This window comes from Peribacillus sp. NPDC006672 (assembly GCF_050274955.1).
In the GTDB taxonomy this organism is placed as follows: Bacteria; Bacillota; Bacilli; order Bacillales; family DSM-1321; genus Peribacillus.
Genome location: NZ_JBNNOR010000026.1, coordinates 1 through 17822 on the forward strand (window position 1 = coordinate 1; position 17822 = coordinate 17822).

Below are 17822 nucleotides of genomic sequence, written 5' to 3' on the forward strand. Positions count from 1 at the left end.
TATAAATTGAAACGCCGTATACGCGAACCGTACGTACGGTGTTGTGAGAGGGGCGAAAATAATACATTTATTTTCCCTCTACTCGATTGGAACTAACGGGGCAGGATAGTTCCATAAGCGATTTTGTAGAATAAAGTGTAAACTCACAACACCTTTGAGTTGCAGAATACTCTCAACAAATTCAAAAGCTATCAAAAAAAAGCAACAGTTTAAATAAGCAGAAATCGCAAAGTGGTTTCTGTTTATTTTTAAAAAAAATACTTTAACTTTTTGAAACTTTTTCTGAAGATATATTCCACTAATAGTTGAAAGGAGTTGAGAGAGAGATGGAATTTGAGAATGATAAGATGGTTAAAAAAGCAATCAGGGGCAATAAAAAAGCTTTTGAACAACTCATAAAGCAGCACTATGAACAGATCTACCGGACTGCTTATCTTTATGTACATAACGAAGAGGATGCATTAGATGTCGTTCAAGAGGCAGCGTATCAAGCTTTTACGAGTATTCATTCGTTAAAGCATTCGGAATATTTTATGACTTGGCTTACAAAAATCATTATCCGCTGTGCTGGCCAAATCCTTAAGAAAAGAAATAATATTGTCCGGCTAACAGAAGAAGTATTGTCTAATTTACCGGTAACCTATCATTCAGGTCATGAAGAAGCAATAGATCTATTAAATGCGATCGGACAGTTAAAAGGGAATTATAGATCCGCCATTATTTTGTTTTACTACTATGATTATTCTATTAAAACCATTAGTGAAATCATGGAGACCCCCGAAGGGACTGTAAAAACTTATTTAAGCAGGGGGAAGGCCGAATTAAAAAAGTCCTATAAAGAAGAGGAGGGCAAATGCAATGGATAACAAAGAAGTAAAAAGTGCTATTGAAAAAATAGTTGTACCAAAAGAAAAAGTGTTTAGTGCTATTGATAAAGGCTTAAAAATGTCAGGACAAGGTAGGAAAATAAAGAAAAAGAAAGTTCTTACAGGTTCAGCTGCTGCAGCTGCTCTTCTTGGAATCACCATTGCTTCTGGATTTGTTAATCCTACAATGAATAAAGTATTGGCTAAAACCCCTTTAATAGGCGGGATTTTTCAAGAATTCAATGATTCAATGGGCGTTGAACTAGCGAATCAAGATGCAGTTACAGAATTAAATCAATCCTTAACTAAAAATGGAGTGACTGTAAAACTCACCAGCGCTTATTTTGATGGCAATGTGGTATCAATTACAGGATTTGTAGATGAAGATGTTGAAAAAGGGCATAACGAAAAAGGAGAAGTAAGCTTTGATATGAATTTCGAACACAATAAAGGGGATAATGATCCTTGGTTAAATGGATCAAGAGCAATTAATAAGGTAGAAAATGGATATAACTTTCAATGGAAAATGGAATATCCATATAAATCATTTAAGGAGAATTCTACTCTCCCTATTACTATTCATAATATCAACGGGATAAAAGGCGAATGGAATTTTGATATTCCAATTAAACAAGAAAAAAGTCGTACATTTGCTATTAACCAGGAGCAAGGATATCCGGAAGATGAGGTCAAAATCCGTATTAAAGAGATACTCACTGCAAAGGCATCATCTTCACTTATATATGAGACCGTTGAGAAATACAAAGGTGATGATATTTATATAAAAGCAGTTGATAATAAAGGAAAAGTGTATAAGTTTGGAAATGAAACTTTACTTGATGAGTCAGAACAAGAAGATGGATATCAAAGTACCATGAGAAGAGAAATGACCAAGCTCAATTCAAATATTACTTCACTTACCTTTTATCCTCAGTTATCTGTAGCAGATCTAAAAGTACAACAGCTTTTGAATATTAAATCTTTCACCTTAAAAAGCACACGGTTCAATTTAGGTCTGCAGGTAAATGATGTTACTCAAAAAGGTGAGAAATTGGTAATAGATTATCAACTTACAGGTCTTCCGAAGAATTTGAGTAAAGGTAAACTTGAAACAATTAACCATAATTTGAAATACCTTTTCTGGTTGGTTGATAAGGAATATTTAACTAAGATCGACCCGGAAAATCCATGGCCTCCTAAAAACCACGGTATTTCCTTTAATAAATTAAAAATGATTGATAAGGCAACAGCACACTTCCAATCTACTTTTGACTTAAACGGAGAAGAAAGGATTGAGAATTTTAAGCTGGAAAATACAATGTTGCTATTTGATTTTTCAAGCTTTGTCCCAACTAAGGAATTAAAACCATTTACTGTTGTACTTCCAGTGGGGAATGAATAAACAATTAAAGTAGCTCATTTTAGGGACCATATAGTTGACGAGTGGAATTCTACTAATGCATTGAATAATTAGTAATATCGGGGCGATGACTTATGTAAGTCACCGTCTTTTTTTATTAGTTAGAAGTTTGTGAAATATTGTACTTAAACTATAGGGTGCGTTAGTTGATTAAGACAAATAAAAAATCGATTTCTTAATGTACAGGAAATCGATTTTTTGATTTAAAATTGTTGGTGGTACCCCTTAACGTTATATATCCGCATTTTCCTGACGCTACCCCATAATGAGTTATTCCATTTTCCGAGTTGAAAAAGTAAAAAGTGAAAATGCCACAAGAGCCATTCAAAGACATAATCAAAGGGGAAATAAGACTTATGGAAATCAGGATATTGACCATTCCAGGACTCATCTGAATTACACCTTAGAGCTAAATTTTTCCGCGATTGTCCGTGTTATACCCCAAAATAGAAAGCGGTATACAAGTGCAATAAGAAATAACAAATAAACAAATTCAAAAAGAGATAAGGGCTCATAATCAATTAAATATGAATTAATAAAAATTAACATTAAAGACAATAGCTCCATTAAGGAGGCTTTAAATCCGTTTTTTTCGTACAAATATTTAGTCTTTTTGAAGTTAAAGACATCTTTTAATTCCTCACTAAAAAATCCCTTGATAAGGCTTAAACCTATTAAATAAACTCCCATAGCAGGTATATAGCCTATATTCAAAACCTGTGTTATAACACAATAAATTATGGTGAATAAAAGTAAATACACTTTTTTGAATATTCTCCTTTCTCTTTAATCTAATAGTATACTTTATATAATAAACATCACGAACAGGCTTCCAATTTAAAAAAACTAGGAGGTTTCGTATGTTTAAAAAGTTTCTTACTGTGTTAACCATTGTTGCCGTTGCTTTTTGTTTTTCTTTTACGACCAGTCGTGCTAGTAGCGGAGTTAGCTTTGGTGGAAATGAAAACTCGACTGATTGGGAATCTGTCTTGGAATCTGGGATTGTTAATGCTAATGATATTAATGTAGATAAAAACCAGATTCAAATGGCAGAAAATCTATCCAACTAAAGAAGATGCAGATGTAAACATTAATTTTACTGCAGATAAAGAAACTCTTATTCAAATGGGAATTTCAGAAAGTGATGCTGAACTAATGACTTCAATTAGTTCAGATGATTTAACTATAACCGAAGGAGAACAACAACAACTTCAGGTTTTTGTAGGTTACACCTCAATTTAGGACCGAAAGTTAGAGCAATGTCCGCTGTAGTAGCAGGTGCATTTGCAGCAGGGTATGTTGGCTGGTACGTAAAGCAAATTGCTGCTGCGGGACCCTGGGGTGCTGGTCTTGTTGGATACGCAGTTATTAAGGGCCTAAAAAAAGTTGATGTAGGAGTGAATATCCCCTTAGTGAGTCTATCATTTACTGTAAATATACCGTAAGTGGTTATTGGTGATTGCCAATCTTTTTTATCCTAATAGGGGTAGCATCACATCGCCATCAAGCTAAAATTTTATAGTACCCCCAAATCGAAAAAAAAACGACTTTGTATTAAAGTTGCAAATGATTTTTGCTCTGAAGTATTTTTCTTTTTTTAGTTGTTAGATGAGAATCATATATCTTAATGGATTATTTTTTCATTATAAAAAAATTCCAGATATTTACACAGATACCAATAGGTGATATTATATAAAAAATAAATGCGACGAAGAGAAGAGTAAATAAAGTGAATTCTATACAGAGAACCCTGGTAGCTGAAAAAGGGTTAGAATTTCTTTATTGAAGCAAGCCTCAGAGCAGCACTTCGGAACCTTTTAGGAGGGGGTGATGTGACGGGAGCTCCCGTTATAGAGCTAAGGTATAAGCATTTTTAAATGCCGTATCTAATAAGGTTAATATGGCGACATATTAATAAACTAGGGTGGCACCGAGATGATAAATCTCGTCCCTAAGACTTCAAGTCTTGGGGGTGGGATTTTTTTTTGTTAAACAAGAAAGTAATAAAAATATACTTAGGAGTGAGATTGATGAATTTTGAAAAAATGGCAAAAACTATTATGGATCAAATATCAATTCAGGAATTAACTGTGAAAAATATTTATAAATGCCTAAACCTAAAGTTAGCAGAGGATCAAGTTGATCGAATTGCTCCTAATGTTTATTCCATTGCAGAGTCTAAGGTAGATCCCAGTTTTACACCGTACGCGATACATTTGGATGAGGAAGTTATAGGATTTGTGATGACGGAATATAATTCAAACGAGATTGAAGAGAGGAAGTATTGGATTCCTAGGTTTATGATAGATGTCTCTTATCAAAGAAAGGGATACGGGAAAGAGGCGATGAAACAAGTCATAGATATGCTCAAAAAGAATGATGACTGTCATTATATTGGTCTTTCAACAGAGCCAGATAATTATTCGGCACTTCGATTCTATGAGTCACTTGGATTCGTAAACACAGGCGAGTTGTTAGAGGAAATTGAAGTTATTTTACTATTAAAAGTTAGACGGTAACCTTCACTAAATGCCCTAACAGGAAAAATAAGTTATTTATCTGGGGTGAAGTGACCAATACCCTTATTCAGCAAACGGGCGCGATTGTTGAACAAAAAGTAAAAGGAGTGAAACATATTATACATGACTAATATGTTTCACTTCTTATTTTTTATGATTTTTTACGATTTAGGTCTTGATAAAATACTTATAGGGCTACCGCCATTGGTGGTAGCCCAGGGAGAACAACCAAACATGGCGGATGTCAATGGTAAATGTCTGACCGAAGGGAATTTAAGGAATTGATTTATGGCCAACTAATTGGCATTCTCCTCTGTTCTTCTACCATGTTTCAAATGCGACAGTTACTTCTTGAAAAGAAAAAGAAGGAATTGAGTGAATACGAAAGCAATTTATATGATTAAAGATTACTTCCCGTTACTGTTTCAAGCGATGACAGTTGGCACAGAAGAACTTTTGAAAATTCTGCATCGCCTCTATCAGCTGTTTAAAAAGAATGGTCGTAAATGTCATCGGTATAAGAAGATGACTGTCTTGGATATTCTTGGAGTTGCATATGAAAAAACGGTGAAAAATAGAAAAGCTGCCTAGCAAAAAAATCGCATTTTAATAGGCTTTTTTATTATGTCAACTTTTCATTACTCGTTTGTTTTAAAACAAGGATCAACTCGCATCTTGTAATTTATGTTGTTAGCTTGATGGGTATGACTTGTATCAGAATGCTTATTTACAACGATAAGCATTCTGATACAAGTCATATGGACATTATGAACTCTATTTTGTAGGTGATTGGATTGTGTCTAAAAAGGCTCTACTCTATTGAGATTGTGAATGATAGTACTTAAACTATCGGGGCAGGTTAGTGCAATAAGGAGATAATGTTTTATGGTAATATATAGGTGAAAATTGATTCTTTGTTTGGGGGAATTCTATTGACTGTATATAAAATGTCATTTCTTTGCGTAGCCTTCAATATAATGTTGAGTATAATGAGCTTTTTGGCTAGCAATTTTGATGTTTTTCTTTTTCGAATTTTAAGTATTGGTATCTTCTTCTTGCCACAAATGGTGACATTTTGCGGAGTTCTTTTAGGGATAGGTGCAATTGTTTTAAAAGAACCTTTTATCAAATCAATTATTGCAATAGCATTAAATATTGCTTATATTTTTGCATATTACTATGTTTTTACTAATTTTTAATGTTAATTTTAATGTAATTTGCCCATAAAATATGTGGTGGAGATTTCAATGCATTTGTAATAATTTCACTAAGGAGCGATTTATTTCATTATTAGGAGATGTTGGAAGCCTACTTTTCTAAATGAACTAACGGGTGCGTTAGTTCATTTAGGAACACAAAAATGATCAAACTTTGATTTAAAGCTACAGCATAAACGATAATTTCGAAGATGAGAAAACCCCTTGGCCGCCAAGAGGTTTTATTTTTGATGGGTTCCTTTAAGAGTGATTAAGTTATTTGTTATTTATGGAAAGTGAATTTTACACATTTACCTTTTTATGTTAACTTTATGGAAAGTTTACTTTCCGTATTAGAGGTGGTTAGTTGAAAAATAAGCTAGAAATAATCCGAAAACAGCATGGAGTTAAACAGGAGGAACTTGCCGCAGCCTTAGAGGTATCTAGACAAACGATTGGGTCTTTAGAAAATGGGCGATATAACCCTTCAATAATTCTAGCTTTTAAGATTGCACGTTATTTTAATTTAAGCATTGAAGAAATTTTTATCTACGAGGAGGAAAAAAATAATGAAAAATAAGGCACTTTGGATTTTAACCTTCAGTGGAATTGTTTTAATATCATTTGGAATATTCGTAACTTTCCCTGTGGCAAATGAGATTCGTTCCATATTTATCCGTCCGGATCTAGTTTCCATAGCTATTATTTTTACTGGGGTCTTTCTCACCTTTTCTGGAGTAACATCTATTTCAACTGAAAGATTTAAAACTAAAGCACAAAAGATCGAAGAAAATGATGAGCGTAATATAAAAATCAATCAATTTGCAAAGTCTAAAGCCTTTGATTTTATGTCCATTTTATTTGGTATTGGTTTATTATTTTTAGCATTGCTAGGTTATATGAATAAGGTTTCTTTTTTCTTTTTAATTGGTTTGTATTTTATTAGTTATTTTTATTTTCTTTATCAAAACTGGTTAATCAGAAAAGCTATTTAACCTAATTACGGCTATCAATGTTTTATACAAATCGACCCGACGGACTATAAAGGACTTAACTAAAATGTGTCCATGAAACTATACTAACTCCAAATGGCAGCTTTAGTAGGTTTAACAGTAGCTAAATTATTAACATTTCCTAAATTAATATTTGGGTAGGAGGAAATTATGATATCGCTTCATAGAATTTTAAAATTGCGTGATTTAGAAATTTTTCATGTATTAAAAAATGGAAATATTTTATCTTATGTAGTAATTGAAGATACTAGAAATCCATTTACAGAAGAAGATAAAAAACTAGAACCATTATGTTATATGGACGAAGAAGATATTAACAAGATTTTAAATGTTTTTAGGATTTCATTAATTAATGATGAAAAATTAAATGAAGAAGATTCAATTCTCCTAAGATCGTACTTTTCGGATTTTGTTAATAATACAAATTTAACAAATTTTATTATTAAGGAATATATTCTAGAAGATTTGTATGATAATGAAGATGATATAAAATCTTTTAATAAAATTTTACAAAATATAGGTTCAAATTATATTATTGAAGAATTTGATGAAAGAAATTGGATTTATTTATCTCAAGATTAAAATATAAACATATAGAAATTCCAAAACGCTATAAACCCTTTTATATCAGGGCTTATAGCGTTTTTGAAGAGTAATATATACTAAGATAATGGTAGGATGAAAAAGTAGGGAGTTCGATGAAGTGGAGGAAATGATAGGTGGTTTATTTGTTTTTGTAACGGGAGTAATTTTCCTGTATTTTGGTTTGTTTCAGTACAAGTGGATGGATAAGAGTATAAAAGAGATTGAAGAAGGAAAAATTGATTTTTTTCCTTTCATAAGTAGCTATTGGTTCTGGCGGATATTGTTCATCGGAATTGGTGTATTACTCATTTTAACAACTGGAAATTCATTCATTAGGATGTCTTTTTTTAACTAGGTGCTAATAAGTGGGTTGTGCGGTCAGTTTTTTCTTATAGAACTAACGAGTGCGTTAGCTGAAGATCTGGGCTGTCTTTTAAGGCAGCTTTTCTTAATGAACTAAAGGGGCAGGATAGTTCAACAAGAAATGAGTCACCAATACATAAGTTTGATATTTTAAGATAATCAAAAGATATCAAGACTTTTAAGGTAGCTTTTTCTTTATGCTACTAAAGGGGCAGGATAGTGGGAAGAACAAAAAACTCTATCCAATGTGATCCAGTTCTGCTGCATGGAAAGGGATAGTAACCTGATCTTATTACTGTTTTAATGATAGCCCATTCCTCACCCAATCTTCCTGCATAAACTAATTAAACGCCATTAGATTATGAAGGAGGTGATTGCTTGGGAGAAAAAAAAGGATCAAACTCCTCTAATAACCATTCTCACTGTTTTGAACCATTCATAAGTTCCAACCCTGTTACTTCATTTAACCCTGTTCAACGTTTTCCTGAAATTGATAAAACAGCTTTTATAAGTCAGTTTTCCAGTGTCATAGGGGATGTTACCATTAGAAACAATGTTTATGTAGCTCCTAATGTAAGTATACGTGCGGATGAAGGAACCCCTTTTTATATAGGGTCTAATACAAATATCCAGGACGGAGTGGTTCTACATGGTTTAATAAATAAAAGGGTCTCATCTGGAAAAGAGAGATATTCTATATTCATTGGAAATGAAGTGACCATTGCTCATGGTGCCCTTGTACATGGTCCTTGTTATATAGCAGACAAAGTATTTGTTGGTTTTAATTCGATTGTTTATACCGCAATTGTAGGGAAAGGCTCATTTATTTCTTATAATGCAGTAGTAACAAATGGCGTTCGAATTCCACCTGGCAGGTTTGTACCACCTGGGGCTAATATTGATTCTCAAGAAAAAGCGGATGCACTTTCGCCCGTACCAAAGGATGATAAGGAGTTTGTATATGAAGTTCAACGAGTCAATCAGGAATTCCCCGCATCATATCACCTGCTATTTGGGAAAAACCGTTGCTCCTGTGGAGTTGCCTATTGATAATTTACACTTATTTTAAGTGCTATTTTGGATGTATATTATTATTATTATTATTACTTTTAATTTGTTGTGTCGTTTTTTTGTCATCGAAAAAGACATATAGAAGGGGCGCCTCACAAAATTTCGGTTTTTGGTACGCTAAGCAAATCTCAGCAAAAAAAGGCATTTCCTGACGTTAGGAAATGCCTTTTGCTATTTCGTAAAGATTGATCAAACGATCTTCTTGAACCCCTATACTAAGTATCAGCTCAATAGTTTAAGCTGTATTGTGTAATCGGGCAACTTTACCAAAGAGGGAACACTATCCAAAATGAGGTTGAACTGATTTATAATTTGTTTGAGTCAGTTGTCCAATCTTATTTTTGTGCTTGAATCACTTAATTTCTAAAAATCATTGCTGGATCGACTGCATAATTCGTGCGAGTTCTTTTTCTAAAACAGCCGGCTCGTTTGCGTAATTGTAAATCCCTAAAAACTTCTCTATAGCCTCTGGATGGGAACTGATTAGCTTGTTGACAGCATCCTGTTGTTCAGATATTTGTTCATTCTTCGAAATTTGGCATCCCATGTGAAACCGAACCATAAACTCATCTTCTATTGCCTTTTGATATTCTTCAGACATTTGATTTGATTGATCGGATTGTCCCTTATATTTTGATAGAATATTGGATAATATACGTGCTCCACATATAGCATCATGGATACCCTGCGCCATGCCAGGATCTTTAAAACAAACTGCATCTCCAACCAATGCCCATCCTTTTCCCATTCCTTTATACCAGTAATTATCATATCCGAGGATACCTTTGACTGGTTCTACTAGTTCTGCATTTTTCAAGCGCGACCCAATTGTTGTATTCGAAAAGTTATCTGTTAAGAGATTGCGTAGACTGCTTTCTGGATTTAATTTCAACCGTTCTATCAATTCCTTATTTTCTAATGGGAAAATGCCGGCAATAACATATAAATCATCATTCGTCGGAAAGAGAATGGCTGTGTTATCTTTTATCTTGTATACTTCAAATTTAGGGACATTATCGTGGCGAAATCCAGAGAAATACCCGAAATAAATGCCGACTTTTGCTGGAATGCTTATTTTGAGTTCACTGTTTACCAGCTTGCGAATAGTAGAGGATCGGCCGTCTGCCCCGACAACAAGGCGAGCTAAAAATTCTTGTTTCTCGTTGTTGCCGTCTAAACCTTTCACGCCTATTACTGTTTCGTCATCACGGATGACATCCGTCACACGGAACCCTTCCAAAACGGTTACATTCATTTGAGATTTTGCTTGTTCCAGTAGGATATGATCGAGATAAGTTCTTCTAATGCAATAACAACTGTCCTCTCCAGAAACCTCAGGGATGAGACCTTCTATCACGGTATCCTCAAATTGAAATTTAATATCCCGTACCGGTGGTGCTTTTGTTTCCAATAACTTGTCCAGGACGCCTATTTCTCGAAGAAGAGCGACAGTATTATTGAAAAAGGTATGGGTTGATAATGTGTCCCTTGGAAAAGTCGATCGGTCCACCAACAACACATGGAAACCGGCCTTAGCAAGATAAATTGCCAGGGTAGAGCCGGCACATCTAGCACCGGTAATGATGACATCATACGTCTTATTCATCGTATCACTCCATTTTCAAGTACAATTATTAACTTGCTTATTCATTAGCAGAGTTCTGAAGTTAAAGTAATTGATAAGAATATACTACATACATAAAGTATGGAAGTTAAAATGAAATAAGTACAGAAAATTCCCAGCTGATATACAATTAAAAAGAATTTGTGGTGAAAATCGGAATGATAATTCAGATTAGTTTCTTGACCTATATAGACACCAACTGAATATGTAATGGAAAAAGGAATTTTTGACGGTTATGTGAACAGGTAGGATTAACAACTAGAAATAAAGAATACCTATTTATCAAAAAGGGGGCTTCTTTAATGGAGAAAGATAACTTACTACCTGTAAAATGTTCGTGCTGCAAAAAAGAATTGGACGCAATAGACTTGGTCATCATCAATGAATTACTTCAGCTGACGCATATTCAATGCCCTGATAAAGGAGAAAAAGCAATTATTGATGTAGGATATTTTAATGCTGTATCCCGAGAATACCTGACCTGTACTCCTGAAAAAGCCCCTATAAGTAGGGATATGTAAAGTCCATGCATTTGCATTTTTGGCAAAAACCTTCTACAACTAAGGTACGTTAGCTTAAGATCTCTTTAAGGCAACTTTTACTTTATGGAACTAAAGGGAGGTTTAGTTTATTAAGATACCTTCCATCTGTTTAATTGAGTGCCAGCTCATGTTATAATGGATAACTTAGAATAATTACTATAATTGTACGGATGCCAAGAAAAGCCTCCGCATAGCGATAAAATATGGAGGTGTAAGAGAATGAATAAACAATGGACGATTGGTAAAATTAAAGAATTTGTTGAGAAAAATTCAGAAAGTAAGTTGCTAACGACGGAATATCACGGTTTTTCTCAAAAGTTACTATTTAAATGTACATGTGGTAGCAACTTTGAAAAAACATTTACGAAATTTAAAAATAATAAACAACGTAAATGTGACGTATGCCAACCGCCTAAAGCGACACGATAACGTATAGCGAATAAACGAAGTGCCGATTTCTATAAAGAAATTGGCACTATTTTTATTTTTATAGGGGCAGGATAGCTCTAAAGGGTAAAATCCAATTAATAGAATAGTCATATGTACTAGTGTAGCTTTGTAAAGCAGTTTGATTATTTATAATAAAGATTGATAATTTGTAATAAAGTTTGATTAAAATCATCTCACCTCTATAGGTTTCTTAGAGGTGAGATGATTTTTTATTGGATATTTATGCTAATATCACTATAAAGATTGTGAAGAAATGTACTTAAACTAACGGGCAGGTTAGATCAACAATTCATTTGCTTTTTTTTGTAATATCGATAAAGGGTGGTAAGGAATTATGAAAAAGAATTATACGGTTTTCTTTTTACTTTTGTTTATTGTAGCTATTTCTAGTGGTATGGCACTTAAAAATTATTTCGACTATTCTATGATTATTGGAGTTGGTTTAGCGACAGTATCTTTATTAGCTGCTGGGTTTTCGCTTGAAAAAAGGAACAAGGTAAATAATTCAGGTCATTAAATTGTTTATAATTGGTAGTCAGGGCGGGTGAGTTTTTTGTTAAATTACATCATTTTTATTATAGCTTTTTTTATTATTGCAATAGTATTTGAACGTTGGTTGAAGAATAAGTTGAAGATTGAAAGAAAGGGGTCTTTTTATAAAGGTGTCAATCGATTTCAGAGATGGACTGAAATGGCTATGATAATAGCATTTCTTATATCAATATGGTTTGTTGATAATCCTATCTCCTGGCTTATTGGCTACTTTCTTATTTCATTAAGTTTTCGTACTTTCATGGAATGGAAATATAAAAGAGAAGAAAAAGAATACATCTTAACTTTATACTCTATGTTTATTTACCTTTTTGTTTTGGTCATAGGCTTTTATTTAATTTAATATTATCTATATAATTGGGAAGTGAGTAAAAGATGTATTTAACTTTTTTGATATTGGTGGTTATTACAGGAATTGTCACAATTGTTGATATTTTATTTGGATTAAAAGATCTTAATGAAGGAATAAAATTGTTTGTGAATTTGTCTAATGTTTTATTTTTTGTTTCTTTGCTATTTTTTGTGTTTAAAAGTGGAAAAAGCTATAAGCATATAAGTTAACAAAAATAGTCAAAAAAACAGAAAAGGATTTGGGGGGAATATGTGCATTATTGTCTCTTTATTTCTTTTCTTTGTTTCCATAAAGGGTTCCTTAATGAACTCCCATGAAAATTAAAAAAGCTCAAAATCCAGAAAAAACCACAACAGTAAAAACGCTTTTTTAAAAAAGGCTGAGCCTTATGAGTGATCTGATTGAGTTTGGTAAATCGTTAAACAAAAACCTCCAATCATAGCAAATTAAGTAGAGGCTAGCGCGACGACAAAAAAAGGATTAATCTCCCATGAGTGCTACCCAAAAAGGGCGCGACAGTCGGTGGTACACCTTGGTCGTCGGAGTCAGACTAACGGATGGGCTCAAAGGCACCATAGTTCAACGACCTTCTTCGCCAGCCATTAAAACATTATCGACATAGAAACCAATTTTCATTCTCTGTGGTGAAGCGCTGATTTTTGCGCTTCATGGATGGCTAACGGGTGGGTTAGCTGAAGATCGAAGCTGTATTTAGGCAGCTTTTTCTTAGGGAACTAACGGGGCAGGATAGTTCATTAAGGAAATACAAGATGAAATATAATGAATTTTTAATGTTGAAAATTGTAAATTGAGAGGAAGCTTCAGATTGAAAAAATACGGTGTAGCAATTCTTTATCTATTAGGAGGAGGACTATTTTTAGCAATTGGTTATTCAAGTTTTGCTCAAGATCTATTAGAAGAACTTACTACGCAAATGAATAATCCTGAATTGTCAATTGGATTTGGTTATATTTTTCTGATTGTTGGCATTATTCATTTCTTAATAAACAGTCTTAAAAGGAAATAACTAGTTAACTTTCTGATATTACTAACAAGCACATAATTAAACAAAAGGGTGCATTACTTCTATATGGGGCTGGAAACAGCTCCTTTTCTTATAGAACTAAAGGGGCAGGATAGTTGAATAAGAGGTGTTACAAAACATAGTTGGACTTAAATAATTTTCTATTGACTCAAGTGTTATTAAGATGGTTATAAAGTGCGTTTTTTTGAAACTTTTACCTTCTATTATCCGTAAATTACTTTTAAAAAGTAATAGGAGGGTTAAAAATGTACGAATATAAGTTTGTTAAAGTTGAATTTAAAAGAATATCGGGCAAACCTACTGAAGATTATCGAGAAGTAATTAAAAATCACGCAAAAGAAGGTTGGAGATTTATTCAAATCTTCGCTCCTGATTTTGTAACTTCTGGGGTTGCGGTGGGTACTTACTATGAACTAATTTTCGAAAGACCACAACCTTAATAAATCCTTTTAAAAATATATGGGCCTTGTATGTGAATAAATGTAGTTAAAGTAACGGGTGCGTTAGCTTATGATCAGAGCTGTCTTTAAGGCGGCTTTTTCTTTATGCAACTATTGGGGCAGGTTAGTTAAAGAAGATGATAAAATATTATTAGAACAAAATTAACAACGGGGGAAAAATATGAAGTTAGAATTGGTAACGAATGAAGAAATTAATATGCTGCATTCAAAGTTTAAAAAATTCAATACTCATCTTGTTGAAGAACCAAGTAAGTTATACAATCATATCGGTATTATGGATGTATATAATCGAGTTCTCACTGAAGAAGAGGCAAGTGAGTTATTGGGGAGAAGTCATAATTTAAAGTACGGTCCAAAATTCGTTAGTACCTTTACGAATCTTTTCATATAGAAGAGAATGAAGTGTATGTACACATTTATAAAAAAGGTTTGGTAAAAGCAGAGTTCAGGCGTATATTAAGCTGTTTAAATCGAAAAGAGGCAAAGTTTTTTCGAAAGTTGTTTTCCAGCAACAAGGGTATTTACAAAATAGGTGACGTTGAAGCCCTTATCTTTTTAACGAAACTTTCCGTGAATGAGTTGTATTTTACAAATTTTTTCTTTCCTTCTCTTGATACAGTGATAATCGGGAATTGGGATTTGTCTTTTCCTGTTTATTCTAAGACGACAATAGGTTTTCAGAAGTTTAAGGAGATTATTGAAGAAAATGGCTTATTTATACGACAGTAAGATATAAGAGAGCAACAGGAGCACCCATTTCTGTTGAACTAACGGTTCTTATGGAACTAAAGGGCAAAATATTTGGGGGTGTAATTTGTTATATAGTCCAAAATGGAGTAAAGCAAAAAAACGTTTATCGAATTTTCTATGTGAGCCATTGCGTTCTAGAGTGGATTTTCAAGTTATCAATTACCGTAAAGCTCATGATCAATTAGGCAGAGCTGTAATTACCGTTGATAAAGTGGAAATATTGAGCATGTGTACAATTACAGCTGAAAGAGAAGAATTTTATAGAGAATGTGACATACGAGCCAAATCTAATCAGTATAACTATGATGATGTAACCGAAAATCTAGCTTTACAAGATCAAGCTCATAAAATGCTTAAAGCAGATGGAATTTATGGTCAATATGATTTTTTCTTTGCATTAGAAAAATACTTTAACTCTCCAATTGAGGAATTATTAAAGTCTTCGGATACTTTGATTAGAATTCTTTGTCTATTAGATCGTCGTATAGGAAAAAGAACATTACTCAAGATGGAAGAAACAATTTTAAAAGAGCATGAACTTATTCAATATTTTTATAAACTACGTTGTGATGTAGAAAATATAAAAGTTATTATATAGTTCACTTATATAGGTGACGGATACCATCCTTGGGGAATAGTTCAAGAATTCATGAGCGTAATAACCAAAATAATCATTTTTTAGCTTAGCGATTTTTATTAAAGAATCGCTTTTCTTATAGAACTAACGGGTGCGTTAGTTCATTAACACAAATAAAAAATTGTTGGTGGTACCCCTTAACGTTTTATAACCGTATTTCCTGGACGCTTCCCCTCTATACCAATTAAGGTTTTTTTTAACAAAGGTGTTAATTACTTTGATATAATTCCTCATATTGACTTTTATAAGGAGGATTATTTTAATGGGACTTTTTATTGTGTATGCTACTGGATTATTAATTGGAGTTGCTCTTATAGCTTTAAGCTATCTTTTGAAGAATTTAGATGATAAAAAAAGAAATCTTTTCACTGTTGTAATCGGAATTCTGACGGTAATCGGTGGGTTGATTGTTGGAGGATTCGAAGGAATGCCTATTTCTATCATAGGGATTGGTATCTTAACTGTTTCCATCTTGCTATTGGTTGCCGGAAATAACCCAATGATAAGAAATGTTGTTTTAGCCTTAGTTGTATTGGTACCATTAGCTGTATTTATGTATGCTGGTATAGATAAATTGTATGGCAACAATTTTACTGTAGCTGCTAAAAATGAAAATTTAGATCCTTACCTAAAAAAATATTACGATCAGCTGCAAACGAATACAAATATACAAGGTTTTAAAAGGTTTGAACCGAATGATGATGAAAAAGAGATTGTTCTTTCTTTAGGAGAAGAAAAGAAAGGGAACAATATAGAAGTTGCCAGTATAGAAAAACAAGGTGATAGGACGTTAATTAATATTAGAACCTTTGAAAATCATTCAACAGAAAGGAATCCAACTATTATTATCCTTTTAGACAAACTTGGTAAAAACGTTGTTGTTAAGGATGCAGATGGAACTGTTTATGATGAAGTTAAATAAAAAGAGGACCTAATTTTTTTTATTTATTTAGAGCTTCTTGGATTTTATTTATGTTAACACCGATAATTTCTGTGTAGTAGGAGTATATTGACCGGCAATTTCTTTAAAATCCTTTTAAAATCCTTTTTTGTTTATATCTTTTTCTATGAACTCTATTTTGTAGGTGATTGGATTGTGTCTAAAAAGGCTCTACACTATTGAGATTGTGAAAGAATGTACTTAAACTAACGGGTGCTTTAGTTTATTAACAGGGGTTTCTGCGGCAGCCTTTTTCTTATGGCGCTAACGGGACAGGATAGTTGAAGAACATTATTTCTAATAAATCCATTATTTGTTAATATAGAGATGGCTAATGATTTGCGTTTGAAATAAAAATGAGGAGGAATACAATGAAACGAATGCCATTCGAACAACCAACCGACCATTATGATGAAAAGGTTTTTTCAATAGATGAACAACTTTGTGCATTACTAAAACAACGTAAGGAAATTTCAAACAATGATCCAGGTTTTCCACCTCATAAAAATATCTCAAATTGGGCAAAAAGGTTCGGACTGTACGAGGATTTTTTAAATTCAGTATTCGGTACATTGAGAAATGATGAAGAATTTAGACCACGTGTTGAACCAAAAGATTTTAGACGGCATTTACCCATCTTAAAATCAATTGATAAAGGTGAATATTTATATACGGTAACCTTTATTCGGCAGTACGAGAATGCAAGCGTGGTTCATCTTAATATCGATTGGGATTCGACGAAGGATTCACCAGGCGATCGATACCAACACAATTTTTTCGAATTGTTTTTAGGAGAACAATATGATTGTCGATGGGATACTGGAAGTGGTTCAACAGGACAATTCGTATACAGTTTTATCGTGTCTCCGCCGTTACCTGACGATATTTCAGGACTTGATTTAGTTTTTAGAGAATATAGCTTTCCTTTTGGGGACAAACCCACAGGTCTGGAGATTTCAATGCATTTGTAATAATTTCACTAAGGAGCGATTTATTTCATTATTAGGAGATGTTGGAAGCCTACTTTTCTTAATGAACTAACGGGTGCTTTAGTTCATTAAGAAAAATGGTTTTTTGCTCTTGGTTGTATTTCTTCACTAAATAAATTGACTTCAACAATTGGGTTTACTGCTGTTGTAGAAGGAGTTACTCCCTTTATTGACTCATCTGCAGCAAATAATAATTCTACTGTTAATATTGAAAATAAAGACTTTTTCATTTTACTCAAAATAACACCCCTTTATTCATTCTGAAAATTTAGTATATTCCAACAATATATAAAGGATTGTGGGAGATTTTAAATAACTATGGTAAAAAGGGAAAATTCTTCTAATACTTTGTGGGTTGTATTTATCTCTATTTGTTTAGGATTTGTAATAAGGATATATTCTGTTTTAAATGCAGATCAAAATTTATTTTCTGTCTTTAATATAGAT

At 33.0% G+C, this 17822-nt stretch carries 23 protein-coding genes, 1 pseudogene and 1 other annotated feature; of the genes and pseudogenes, 22 read left to right on the plus strand and 2 right to left on the minus strand.

All coding sequences use genetic code 11. The features are described from left to right. Nucleotides 1-326: 326 nt before the first annotated feature. The 12 genes and pseudogenes from ACQKKK_RS24380 to ACQKKK_RS24435 all read left to right on the plus strand — a co-directional run bounded on the left by ACQKKK_RS24380 (nt 327) and on the right by ACQKKK_RS24435 (nt 9012). Complete coding sequence (locus ACQKKK_RS24380; protein ID WP_427619713.1) at nt 327-866, plus strand: sigma-70 family RNA polymerase sigma factor; 540 nt, start codon at nt 327-329, stop codon at nt 864-866. Then, nucleotides 859-2268, plus strand: coding sequence for a DUF4179 domain-containing protein (locus ACQKKK_RS24385; RefSeq protein WP_427619714.1), 1410 nt, complete (start codon nt 859-861; stop codon nt 2266-2268). The genes ACQKKK_RS24380 and ACQKKK_RS24385 overlap by 8 nt, the downstream gene beginning before the upstream one ends. Nucleotides 2269-2551: 283 nt before the next feature. Next, nucleotides 2552-2773, plus strand: coding sequence for a plasmid recombination protein (locus ACQKKK_RS24390; protein WP_427619715.1), 222 nt, complete (start codon nt 2552-2554; stop codon nt 2771-2773). Between the two features lie 373 nt (nt 2774-3146). Next, nucleotides 3147-3356, plus strand: coding sequence for a hypothetical protein (locus ACQKKK_RS24395; protein WP_427619716.1), 210 nt, complete (start codon nt 3147-3149; stop codon nt 3354-3356). A gap of 189 nt (nt 3357-3545) precedes the next feature. Further along, nucleotides 3546-3731 (plus strand): hypothetical protein, encoded by a 186-nt coding sequence (locus ACQKKK_RS24400; protein ID WP_427619717.1) that lies wholly within the window; start codon nt 3546-3548, stop codon nt 3729-3731. 254 nt (nt 3732-3985) lie between these two features. After that, nucleotides 3986-4242, plus strand: a binding site (T-box leader). Nucleotides 4243-4316: 74 nt separating this feature from the next. After that, entirely contained in the window at nt 4317-4805 is a 489-nt protein-coding gene (locus ACQKKK_RS24405; protein ID WP_427619718.1) for a GNAT family N-acetyltransferase, read from the plus strand. A gap of 284 nt (nt 4806-5089) precedes the next feature. Continuing rightward, nucleotides 5090-5396: pseudogene (locus ACQKKK_RS24410) on the plus strand (IS4 family transposase); the annotation flags it as partial. Between the two features lie 341 nt (nt 5397-5737). Continuing rightward, nucleotides 5738-6004, plus strand: coding sequence for a hypothetical protein (locus tag ACQKKK_RS24415; RefSeq protein ID WP_427619719.1), 267 nt, complete (start codon nt 5738-5740; stop codon nt 6002-6004). Nucleotides 6005-6368: 364 nt separating this feature from the next. Continuing rightward, complete coding sequence (locus ACQKKK_RS24420) at nt 6369-6581, plus strand: helix-turn-helix transcriptional regulator (protein ID WP_427619720.1); 213 nt, start codon at nt 6369-6371, stop codon at nt 6579-6581. After that, on the plus strand, nt 6571-6996 hold the full coding sequence (locus ACQKKK_RS24425) for a hypothetical protein (RefSeq protein WP_427619721.1): 426 nt from the start codon (nt 6571-6573) through the stop codon (nt 6994-6996). The genes ACQKKK_RS24420 and ACQKKK_RS24425 overlap by 11 nt, the downstream gene beginning before the upstream one ends. Before the next feature lie 168 nt (nt 6997-7164). After that, nucleotides 7165-7596 (plus strand): terpene synthase, encoded by a 432-nt coding sequence (locus ACQKKK_RS24430; RefSeq protein WP_427619722.1) that lies wholly within the window; start codon nt 7165-7167, stop codon nt 7594-7596. Nucleotides 7597-8340: 744 nt separating this feature from the next. Beyond that, a complete protein-coding gene (locus ACQKKK_RS24435) occupies nt 8341-9012 on the plus strand; it encodes a carbonate dehydratase (RefSeq protein WP_427619723.1) in 672 nt (223 codons plus the stop codon). Between the two features lie 391 nt (nt 9013-9403). Here ACQKKK_RS24435 and ACQKKK_RS24440 read toward each other — a convergent pair whose 3' ends face one another. Then, entirely contained in the window at nt 9404-10639 is a 1236-nt protein-coding gene (locus ACQKKK_RS24440; protein ID WP_427619724.1) for an NAD(P)/FAD-dependent oxidoreductase, read from the minus strand. Nucleotides 10640-10959: 320 nt separating this feature from the next. Between ACQKKK_RS24440 and ACQKKK_RS24445 the strand changes: the two genes are divergently transcribed. The 10 genes from ACQKKK_RS24445 (at nt 10960) to ACQKKK_RS24490 (ending at nt 17357) form a co-directional block, all read left to right on the plus strand. Continuing rightward, nucleotides 10960-11178, plus strand: coding sequence for a hypothetical protein (locus ACQKKK_RS24445; RefSeq protein WP_427619725.1), 219 nt, complete (start codon nt 10960-10962; stop codon nt 11176-11178). A gap of 240 nt (nt 11179-11418) precedes the next feature. Next, nucleotides 11419-11628: a hypothetical protein gene (locus tag ACQKKK_RS24450; protein WP_125162900.1), complete on the plus strand. Its 210-nt coding sequence runs from the start codon at nt 11419-11421 to the stop codon at nt 11626-11628. 355 nt (nt 11629-11983) lie between these two features. Then, on the plus strand, nt 11984-12166 hold the full coding sequence (locus ACQKKK_RS24455; protein WP_427619726.1) for a hypothetical protein: 183 nt from the start codon (nt 11984-11986) through the stop codon (nt 12164-12166). Between the two features lie 27 nt (nt 12167-12193). After that, on the plus strand, nt 12194-12544 hold the full coding sequence (locus ACQKKK_RS24460; protein ID WP_427619727.1) for a DUF4181 domain-containing protein: 351 nt from the start codon (nt 12194-12196) through the stop codon (nt 12542-12544). Nucleotides 12545-13379: 835 nt separating this feature from the next. Further along, the gene (locus tag ACQKKK_RS24465; RefSeq protein ID WP_427618628.1) at nt 13380-13580 is read left to right on the plus strand and encodes a hypothetical protein; all 201 of its coding nucleotides are present in this window, start codon (nt 13380-13382) and stop codon (nt 13578-13580) included. A gap of 263 nt (nt 13581-13843) precedes the next feature. Then, a complete protein-coding gene (locus ACQKKK_RS24470) occupies nt 13844-14038 on the plus strand; it encodes a DUF4177 domain-containing protein (protein WP_427619728.1) in 195 nt (64 codons plus the stop codon). A 181-nt stretch (nt 14039-14219) separates the two neighbouring features. After that, on the plus strand, nt 14220-14450 hold the full coding sequence (locus ACQKKK_RS24475) for a hypothetical protein (RefSeq protein WP_427619729.1): 231 nt from the start codon (nt 14220-14222) through the stop codon (nt 14448-14450). A gap of 423 nt (nt 14451-14873) precedes the next feature. Beyond that, a complete protein-coding gene (locus ACQKKK_RS24480) occupies nt 14874-15407 on the plus strand; it encodes an SF0329 family protein (RefSeq protein ID WP_427619730.1) in 534 nt (177 codons plus the stop codon). 301 nt (nt 15408-15708) lie between these two features. Next, entirely contained in the window at nt 15709-16368 is a 660-nt protein-coding gene (locus ACQKKK_RS24485; RefSeq protein WP_427619731.1) for a hypothetical protein, read from the plus strand. Nucleotides 16369-16757: 389 nt separating this feature from the next. Continuing rightward, complete coding sequence (locus ACQKKK_RS24490; RefSeq protein ID WP_427619732.1) at nt 16758-17357, plus strand: hypothetical protein; 600 nt, start codon at nt 16758-16760, stop codon at nt 17355-17357. An 86-nt stretch (nt 17358-17443) separates the two neighbouring features. Here ACQKKK_RS24490 and ACQKKK_RS24495 read toward each other — a convergent pair whose 3' ends face one another. Then, on the minus strand, nt 17444-17614 hold the full coding sequence (locus ACQKKK_RS24495; protein WP_427619733.1) for a hypothetical protein: 171 nt from the start codon (nt 17612-17614) through the stop codon (nt 17444-17446). Nucleotides 17615-17822 lie beyond the last annotated feature (208 nt).